The organism is Thermodesulfovibrionales bacterium (assembly GCA_035686305.1).
Lineage (GTDB): Bacteria > Nitrospirota > Thermodesulfovibrionia > Thermodesulfovibrionales > UBA9159 > DASRZP01.
This window is the reverse complement of record DASRZP010000096.1, coordinates 1-9,661: the sequence shown is the minus strand read 5'-3', so window position 1 is coordinate 9,661 and position 9,661 is coordinate 1. Positions and strand designations below refer to the sequence as shown.

Below are 9,661 nucleotides of genomic sequence, written 5' to 3'. Positions count from 1 at the left end.
GCCCCGCTCGGTGAGGTGAAAGACGTTATGGAGCCCAAATCCGTCAGGTACTCCGTTCCTGTCCCGGTCCCTCCTGTACCGTTGAAATATACAACGCGGATAAGGTGGCCCTCCTCGAAATACGCCATGGCCTCTCCGCTCGCAATGAGCACAACGAAGAAGGCCATGATCAGCGCAGTAACATCCTTCATTGGCTTCATTGGTCTCTCCTCCTTCAAACGAAAAAGCCCGGATCAATTCAAGGACTCTTCTTGATTCGGGCTTTCTGGTGCCTTGACAGATATTTCTGCCGGTCAGCAAAGGGCCCTTCGTTACTGTCTATTTCTTCAATATCTCTTCAAACTTCTCGACCTTCGAGACCGTTCCACGGGTGAAATTGATCTTGATGTGGCCCGTGAACTTCTTGTCCATCAGGCTCTTGATCATCTGAGCAATCTTTGCCAATTTCTCCATTGTTCGCGCAATCGTGGATGTTCTGCCGGGGTCTCTTCGGTGTTTCGCCAATATTCTAAGCTCTCAATGTTGCAGTTTGATGAAGGTTCGGTAACAGTTCTGTGAAATCTTCAGGTGCGACTCCTGTTGGCTTCTTCTTTCAGGGGCTCGCAATCATTCACCGTTCAAGATTTCACTGAAAGGTAACCGTACTGTAATACTGCCGCAATCTTTCCATGGTATATATAGTGCAGTGACAATGAACAGACTGTATAAAGCAGATCTCCACGTCCACTCGAGGCATTCCAACAAGCCTTCGATGTGGGCCTTACGGAAACTCAATTGCCCGGAGAGTTTCACCGACCCCCTCCAGATTTACAAGGCCGCACGGAAAAAACAGATGCAGTTCGTGACCATCACCGACCACAACAGCATCAGCGGGGCCCTCGAGATAGCCCATCTCCCGGGGTCCTTCATCAGCTGCGAGGTGACGACCTATCTTCCCGACGACGGCTGTAAACTTCATGTAATCGCCCTCGACATCTCCGAGGCCCAATATGCAGACATCATGCACCTCAGGAAGAATATTTATGAGCTTGCCGCCTTTCTCCGCGGGCAGGATATTGCCCATTTCCTCGCGCATCCGCTCTATGACATGAACATGAAACTCTCGCTCGGCACATTGGAAAAGATGCTCCTCCTGTTTGACGTCTTCGAGGTCAGGAATGGTGCGAGGGCGGCCAAATACAACTTGCTTGTCGGGAACATCCTTTCGACGCTCACCGAAGAGAAGATCGCTGAGCTGGCAGACCGTCACGGACTTGCCCCGTTCGGGAAAACGCCGTGGATCAAAGGGACGGTGGGAGGGTCCGATGACCATAGCGGTTTTTTCATCGGAAGGACCTACACCGTTTCCCGCTCTGCCGGGGATGTACACGCCTTCGCCTCTTCCATCAGGGAGAAGAAGACCTGGGCGGGCGGCGAGGACGGTGACCCTCTGGTCCTGGCGCACAGCATCTACGGAGTCGCCTACCGCTTCCTCACAGAGCGCTTCGCAAAGAAGAGAAGCGGGGGATTCCCCTTTATCAATGCCCTCGCGAAGCGCGTCACGAACTCAGGAGAAGAGAAGGCTTCGTTCTTTCAAAAGATCACCCTCTTCATCAGGAAAAACCTGCCCGAGGTCTATGACGGATACGAGGGCAAGAGCTTTGAGCAGATCCTCGACAAAGAGGCAAAGCGGCTCCTCAATGATGCGGGCTTTCTTGAGCTCATCAGCACAGCCGATATGAACAGGAAGGTCTTTGCGGTTACGAGCCGTCTCGTGAACCGGCTGATATACATCTATACGGAACGGTTGACAAAGGCCTCTGCCGCCCTGGGACTCGTCAATCTCCTGAACTCCCTGAGCACCATCGGTCTCGTTCACCTTCTCGCGTCGCCCTACTATGTGGCCTTTCATCACCAGAACAGGAGCAAGGCGCTCATGCGGGAACTCGGCGAGCGTTTCATTCCGCGAAACCTGCCGCCCGGCCCTCAGAGGATAGCCCTCTTCACCGATACCCTCAACGAGATAAACGGAGTTGCCATCACCATTAGAAGGCTCATCGATACTGCCCGGGAGCGCGGCATTGAACTTGAGGTCATCACGTCCAGCACCGGGGGGACCTCTCTTGAGAGCAGCGTGATGAATTTCAGCCCTATTGGCGAATGCGCCCTGCCCGAGTATCCCGATCTCAAGCTCGGCTTCCCGCCTGTCCTCGACGTGATCGAATACTGCGAGCGCAAGGGCTTCACCCGGATCCATGCGAGCACCCCGGGAACCATGGGACTCCTTGGGCTCCTCATCGGCAAGCTGATGGACATCCCCATAAGCGGGACTTATCACACCGACATCCCACAGTATGTCAGAGATTTGAGCAACGATGGCTTTCTCGAGAACGTTGCCTGGAACTACATGATCTGGTTTTACAGCCAGATGGAGGAGGTAATGGTACCCTCCATGAGCACGAGAGGCCAACTCATTGCAAAGGGGTTGGCAGCAGAAAAGGTGAAACCCCTGCCGCGATGGGTGGATACAACGGTCTTTGCTCCCGCCCACAAGGAGAAGGACTTCTGGAAAGGCCGTGGTATTCATGGCGAGCCGACTCTCCTCTATGTCGGCAGAGTATCGAAGGAGAAGAACCTCAAGCTCCTCGCCGAGGCCTTCAAGGAGATCACCGACGAAGGGGCCGGAAGCACCCTTGCCATAGTCGGTGACGGTCCGTACCGAAAGGAACTGGAGGATGAGCTTGCCGGCTACAACGCGGTCTTTACCGGGTTTCTGTCGGGGAGGGACCTCTCCGAGGCCTATGCCTCTTCCGATATCTTCGTCTTTCCGAGCACCACAGACACCTTCGGCAATGTTGTCCTCGAGGCACAGGCCTCGGGACTTCCCGTTATTGTCTCGGATTCGGGAGGACCGAAAGAGCTCATGGTTGACGGCTCCACAGGGATCGTTGTCAAGTCAGGTAGCAGGAAGGCCCTTGTGGATGCCATGAGGAGTCTTATTGAGAACGGAACAATGAGGAAGGCAATGGGCGCGAATGCCCGTGAGTTTACCGTTAACAATGGGCTTCAGGCCTCTCAGGCATATAGTACGATCCTCCACTGCTGCACCGATGCCTCAGAATTCGCCTTCTTCGCCGGGCCCCCTGCGCAAATCTGCACGCAGAAGGAGATGTGAGCTGTGCTGGCAGGCTTGGTGCCTTTTCTGTCGGGCCGCGCACCAGGACAGCTGGTAATCCAGTATACCGACATGTGCAATGCGCGATGCCCCCAGTGCGGCATGCGCGTCACCGAGCAGTTCAGACGGTCCAAGCTCGATGTGGATGCCGTGAAGATGACGATAGATGCCGCCGTTGAGAAGGGCTTCAGGGCCATTTCATTTACAGGCGGTGAACCTCTGCTTTTTCTCGATGAGGTGGCTCAGCTCGTAAAGTACGCCCGTCAGGCCGGCATCCGGTATACACGGACCGGAACGAACGGGTTTCTCTTCACCCGTTCCGGAGCACCTGACTACCGCGACCGCATCGGAAGGATCGCCGACACCCTGGCAGAGAGCGGCCTCTATACCTTCTGGATAAGCATCGACTCTTCCATACCCGAGATCCACGAGGCGATGAGAGGACTTGAGGGTGTCGTGGAGGGGATCGAAAAAGCGCTTCCGGTCTTTCACGATCACGGCATCTATCCATCGGCAAACATCGGGATCACCCGGAGCATAGCGGCAATAACTCCTCCGAGCATTGCAAATCCCGTTGAGTTCTACGAGTTTTTCGCGTGGGCCTTCAGGACGTTCTATAACAAGGTGATCGAGATGGGCTTCACGATCGTGAATGCCTGTTATCCGATGAGCGTCGGGAGTGGCGAAGAACTTTCAGCCGTCTATGGTGCCGCTGCAGATTCGGCGCTGGTAAGCTTCACATCAGACGAGAAGGCTCTGCTCTTTAGGGCACTCTTCGAGACGATTCCGGCCTTTCGGTCGAAGATACGGATCTTTTCTCCCCGGAGCGCCCTTTTCTCCCTGATGCGTCAGTACACGAGCGGGGAGGATTTCGCTTATCCTTGCCGGGGCGGCATCGATTTCTTCTTCATCGATGCCAGGAGCGGAAACACCTATCCCTGCGGGTACCGTGGGAAAGAAAATCTCGGCCAGTTAACGGACTTGAAGGCCCCACCGGTCCGCGGAAAAGGGACGTGCAGGGAGTGCGACTGGGAATGCTTCAGGGACCCCTCCGAACTTGCCGGCCCCCTTCTCTCGCTCGCTACCAAGCCCTGGGTTCTGGCCCGACGGATTGCAATGGACCGACAGTATATGCGGCTCTGGATGGAGGACATCCGATACTTCTCCGCGTGTGACTTCTTCGACTGCACCAAGCCGCCGGATATCTCCAGACTTTCACGCTTCGCGATTTTCACAAAATGATTCCGCAGCAGCCCTTTCCCACCTCACCTTGAGGCAAGAGGATGGCACGGGTCGGAAAGATCATTACTTTCCTCTTTTCATGCTGATTTAAGGCTTCCCAGGGTGTGACATGTGATAGGATGGAAGTTGGCATATGATGCGCGTGCATATAAGCGACGTAAAGGCCTCTCCCATGCGGATGAGAAAGAGGGGATGGGTTCCCTTGCCGGTCGTGATGCTGGTGATGGCCGTTCTCCTGTTCGTCCCTCTTCCAGTTCAGGGGTCTTCGAATCCTTCGGTGCCGGGCGCGATCAGCATCATCGCACCACCCGACGTTCTCGAGAGACCTTTGACGAGGATCGCCATAGAAGATGTGCAGCAGCTCTTGAAAAAGGGATTTCCCAGGACTCTGGTATCTCTCAATGATCCGGATGCTGGAGTACAGATTGTCCTGCCCGCGATAGACGCTAACGGCAGGAGAGGACCTTCCCGCTTCACAGGGCAGCGTCCATACCACTACCTCGCCTATCCTGATCACGGGTATGAATGGCGTTCCCGACGCAGAGGAGACAAGACCGTGCTGCTCCTGAACTCTCAAACTTATGAGGGTATCAGTTTCGGCCTTTACGGCCTCCTTCAGGAGCGCCTCGGCTTTAAGTTCTACCACCCCAGGAGGACGCTCATTCCATCGCACAAACAATGGCCCCTGCCTGCCGTTTTTGGCTGGAAAGCGGTTCCCCGCTTTGATAAGAAGGGCTTCCATATCCACACTGAGCATCCGATTGAACTCACCGAGCAACTCCATAACCCGGATTACCCCGGGGCACTCGCAGACCTGAAGGAATACGCGGACTGGCTCGTGAGGAACCAGCAGAATGTCATGCAGTTTTACCTGCTCAGGGGGATAGACCGTGAACGATGGATCAGGCATGCAGGTGAATTTGTAGATTACGCTCACAGGAGAGGGCTCCTGATCGGCGTGGAGTTCTCCCTCTCGAGCCTTCAGCAGCAGGCCTTCCAGACGATCAAGCTGTTGAGATTCCTCCCGTCCCACCGGCAGCAGATCGATGAAACCCTGTCATGGCTCTTCCGTGTGAAATGGGATTTTGTGACCGTGGATTTTACGATGGGAGAGTATCTTCCCGACCTCGGGAGAGTCTTTCCGTCCCTGAAGGAGTACATGGTGAAAGAGATCACGGAGCGATATGACACGAAACTCTTCTTTGCGACCCATGTCATCCCGCGGGGAGAGAAGGAGGCAGGCGGTATCAGAGCAGGCATTGGAGTGGGGGGCACGCCGCTTGACCGAGGCGCAGCGAGCAGGAAGACCGGCATCCTCCTTCACTCGGTTATGTGCTACTCGGTGACCGAGTCCCGCGCTCCTGTTTATGGCAATCTCAACTTGAGGGGAGTGTTGGAGAGGGCGATCGATGAAGGATCGAAGCAGGAGACATGGTACTGGCCCGAGTCGGCGTACTGGGTTTCCTTCGACAATTCAGTACCCCTGCTCCTTCTCCTGTATCTCGATTCGCGGCTGTCGGATATGGCCACAATGGAGAAGGCGGGCATCGTGAATCATCTCACCTTCAGTTCAGGATGGGAATGGGGATACTGGCTGATCGACTGGAGCATTGCACGGTGGGCCTGGAGGCATATCAGAGACGGCAAAGAGGCGGTGACCGAGCCCCTCGCCATGGTGCATGATCTCTTCCCTGACGGGCGTCTCTACCGCTTATGGCGTGAGGCCCTTGCACTTCAAAACCGGTATCTCAAAAAAGAGAACCTGTTGCCTTTCCTGGCTGCCCTCGATCCCTCGGCTGAGCTACCCTGGCCCTTTAACAAGCCCTTTCAGCCGAGACCTCCCTTCTCTTATCGCTGGCTTCTGAAAGGGGCTTCCGACGCCGAAGCAATGGCAGTTCTGGAGGGACTGGTCGCTCTCCTGGAAGAATATGCAGAGAAGATGAACGCCGTCGTAGGAGAGATGAGACAGTTATCCACAGGCAATCATTCCGCTCCGCGAGGAGTCTCCCAGGGAGCAGACTTTCTTCTGGACGAACTGATTCGGGGGGTCGAGATGACGGCCCTCAGGGCAAGACACAGAGCCCTGACCATCAGGGCGCTCATTGCAAAAAGGAAGGCGGCAAATGATGAACTGACGCAGGACCTCTTAGGGGAAGCAGGTTCCATAAGAGAGCAGGCATTGTCTCTCGTTCAGGCCCAGGAAAGGTCTTACCGCTATCCTTTGGAGCTGATCGCGAGAAGGAGGAGCGGCTTCACCGCATACAACTTCGGCTATCTCTACCCGGCCGGCAACCTCTTCTTCTGGTACCGGGAAGAACAGCAGGTGAAAAACGAACGCTTCGACGGTCTGTACATGAACATCTGGGATTTCGGCAGACTCCTGAGCATCAAGGGTCTTCTCTAGACGAGCGCCGGCCCCCCGCATTTTATGGATAGCAACCCTTCTCAAGCGCGCCAAGAAGGTCATCGAATATGAGGTCGTTTCTCTGCTCGTCTCCCCAACATCAAGGTCGAGTGTATCACCCCTTATTTCGAACGCATGGAGAACTTCGGCAAAAGGCGGAGGATGTTCAGAAGGGATATGTCGCTGGTCGAAAAATGCTTTCTCCTTATTGTTTCCCCGGCTCGATGCTGCAGTTGCAAAGCGACTGGGGTGGGTACTTGAGCTGCAGGGAATCGAGCCGTCGAAGCTTGAAGCACTTGCCGCCCTCCAGATCAAGGGATATCGGGGCCTTCTACTGTATTTTTATGAATTATACACTATTTTCAAGGAGTTTTGTCATTCCATCCTTTACGGTATTTTCCGGCATTTTATGCCTGTTTGGAAATTTTTGGCTACATTTTGGCTACAGTGCCAAAGGGTAAATGTCGTCATTGCCAGTCCGATTTTCCAGCCAGCCTCCATATCTGCGTCACTCAAAACGGTTACATTTTAGCTACAGTGGCCTGCAGGAAAATATCGTGGCATAGCATCGTCAATCCAGCCTTTTCTGCCATAGTAAATGAGCCGATAAGTCGGACTTGGCTACATTTTGATACTGTTTTGGGTTTGTCACACTTCAGGGCCAAGACAGCCATTGACGTAATCCATATAAGCCTTCTATTCAGATCGTCCGATCACAAGGCAAGGATTATTTGTAAAAGACATGACTTCACCCTTCAGACAGTGTACGATTACCAATCAGTTCCATTCGAAAGCGGGACTGATGCTGAGCGACAATCCAGCAAAAGATTCCTTCCTGTATATCTCACTGCTACGATTTGTCACAGTCTCAAGGTTTCTGCTGGCATCAAACGACCTCCTGTACGATGACGAGCGAGTGGTACACCCCAAAGGTGAAACTTTCGAAAACCTTTAGCTATGAGGAAGACCGATACAAATACGCAATGGATATGAGGGAGCAAGGAGGATTCAGGAGCTGATAAAGGCCAAATTTGACAATCGGTGCTTGAGAGAGTCGCTCGAAGGGCGGCCTTCTTGTAGTCTTGATATCTTTCTTTCGAGCGGGAATTAAAGCTCTCATGACCATTTTGGAAAATAACGCCTTATGGCTGAAACAAACGCCTGCAGTCTTTTTCGATAGTATCTTATTCCGGTCGTAAACTTCATAGAGTTGTAAACGGCAATACCTAAGATGTGGTAGGTGAAACGCACGTCAAACTCTAGCGCCCCATGAGTGAGAGTTTTCAGGTGCACTCTCACACCGCTGCTATCCTGACTTCAGAAGTTACTACAGCCCCAATTTGAATTAATTTAGTAAGGTTCGACCTGTTTTTGCACCCGGTCATAAGGCAGATTATTTTCCACCACACTCTCATTCTAATCCTAACTGTTGTGGAGGAAAATCTATCGCCTCGCATGAAGCTTTTATTGCTCTTTTCGTCTTATTGCTGAGCTTCAGTGATCCGATAACCGAATCCAATCGCTTAAGATCAAGATGCCGGGCAATAATAGAACACTGGTCGAGGTCCTTATCTTTCTTGCTCTCCCCCGGCCTTCTCTGTGCAGTAATCAACTTATGGACAAAGAAAGCTTCAGGCAGTGGCGCCCGTGCTTTGAAATCTCCAAAATCAGCGGTAAAAGGAAAACTGAGGAGGAGATCAACGAAAGGAAGAGGCGATGCCACAATGTTCCATTTTCTGATTGATACAATTTCGTCCGCCCTTCCGCCCTTGCGATGGGCAACAAACTCAATGGTGAAATTCTCACGGGAAAACCTGCGAACGCCAGACTGCATGACAACCGGGATATAGCCGAGATCTGTAATAATCTTTTCGAGGTCGACTTTCTTGGCCCGGTCCGAAAGGGCAAATTCGACCGCAAAATCTATGTCCATCGTCCGTAATACGTAAGGAATGCCGAAAGCCTCCTGATAGAGAGGCATCACCCAACTGCCAATCAGCAGCGATTCATCAAAAAAGCCGACCGAAAAGAACGCCTGCAGAAGTTCCTGGATTTCAGCCGGGAAAATGTTCCTGTTCTTAATCAGTATTTCCATGTCTTCTTCTCTGGCCGGCGCGCAGGATCTTATTCAGATAGGCGATTCTCTTTTCATAAGACCGTATTTCCTTTTCGTATTTCTTCCTCATTGAAAGCTCTTGCTTCACCTTTTGTATCTCACTGTTAGGTATGTGCTTACTGATAACCTTCTCCCCATCTCGGTACTTAAGGTAGTAGTAGGAATAGACCTTATTCTTATAGTGCTTTTCCCGCTCGCTTATTGAACCCTTAGGAAGACCGGAAATAGCTTTTCTGAGGCCGTTGAGCATCTCCCGGCAACGCTTAAGTTCATCTTGAAGCATGCCACCTACAATCTTATCCTTTTCCACAACTTTCATGCCTTGATTATGATTTATGTGGTGGAAAAGAGCAAGTCTTATTATCCAGACCCAAGGCTTCTTTCTTTGCAGGGAATTTCGTTATGTCGTTCGATAATCGGGTATTGACGCACTTCTCCGAGTCAATAGGATAAATTCTATGCGCCAGTGGCTATTTTGCATTTCGTTATAGAGTCAGGCTTCATTGAGAGCTGTCACTTGGCCTTTTTGGGCTACATTTTGGCTACAGCAATGGGAAAGGGGTGCCGTCGCTTATCTTATAACATATTGATATCAAGGAGTAATTTGGCGGTCCCAACGGGAATCGAACCCGTGTTTTAGCCTTGAGAGGGCCACGTCCTAGGCCTCTAGACGATGGGACCATCTGGCTGGGGAGAGAGGATTCGAACCCCTATAAGCAGATCCAGAGTCTGCCGTCCTGCCATT

The 9,661-nt window shown here is 52.6% G+C and carries 7 protein-coding genes and 1 tRNA gene; 3 read left to right on the top strand and 5 right to left on the bottom strand.

Annotated features, from left to right (window positions below):
* Together VFG09_11090 and VFG09_11085 are read right to left on the bottom strand one after the other, a co-directional pair.
* Positions 1-200 (bottom strand): hypothetical protein (locus VFG09_11090; protein HET6515694.1); only part of this gene is annotated, 200 nt, incomplete at its 3' end.
* Positions 201-318: 118 nt separating this feature from the next.
* Entirely contained in the window at positions 319-504 is a 186-nt protein-coding gene (locus tag VFG09_11085) for a hypothetical protein (GenBank protein ID HET6515693.1), read from the bottom strand.
* Between the two features lie 187 nt (positions 505-691).
* On the opposite strand from VFG09_11085, the gene VFG09_11080 reads away from it, so the two are divergent.
* The 3 genes from VFG09_11080 to VFG09_11070 all read left to right on the top strand — a co-directional run bounded on the left by VFG09_11080 (position 692) and on the right by VFG09_11070 (position 6,800).
* Positions 692-3,154: a glycosyltransferase gene (locus VFG09_11080; protein HET6515692.1), complete on the top strand. Its 2,463-nt coding sequence runs from the start codon at positions 692-694 to the stop codon at positions 3,152-3,154.
* Positions 3,155-3,157: 3 nt separating this feature from the next.
* Positions 3,158-4,396, top strand: coding sequence for a radical SAM protein (locus tag VFG09_11075; GenBank protein ID HET6515691.1), 1,239 nt, complete (start codon positions 3,158-3,160; stop codon positions 4,394-4,396).
* Between the two features lie 133 nt (positions 4,397-4,529).
* Positions 4,530-6,800 carry a hypothetical protein gene (locus tag VFG09_11070; GenBank protein ID HET6515690.1) on the top strand — a complete coding sequence of 757 codons (2,271 nt, stop codon included), beginning with the start codon at positions 4,530-4,532 and terminating at the stop codon, positions 6,798-6,800.
* Positions 6,801-8,211: 1,411 nt separating this feature from the next.
* Here VFG09_11070 and VFG09_11065 read toward each other — a convergent pair.
* The 3 genes from VFG09_11065 to VFG09_11055 form a co-directional block, all read right to left on the bottom strand.
* The gene (locus tag VFG09_11065) at positions 8,212-8,895 is read right to left on the bottom strand and encodes a GSU2403 family nucleotidyltransferase fold protein (GenBank protein HET6515689.1); all 684 of its coding nucleotides are present in this window, start codon (positions 8,893-8,895) and stop codon (positions 8,212-8,214) included.
* A complete protein-coding gene (locus VFG09_11060) occupies positions 8,879-9,199 on the bottom strand; it encodes a hypothetical protein (GenBank protein HET6515688.1) in 321 nt (106 codons plus the stop codon). Before VFG09_11060 ends, VFG09_11065 begins: the two co-directional genes overlap by 17 nt.
* Positions 9,200-9,521: 322 nt before the next feature.
* A tRNA-Glu gene (locus tag VFG09_11055) sits at positions 9,522-9,597 on the bottom strand.
* Between the last annotated feature and the right edge of the window lie 64 nt (positions 9,598-9,661).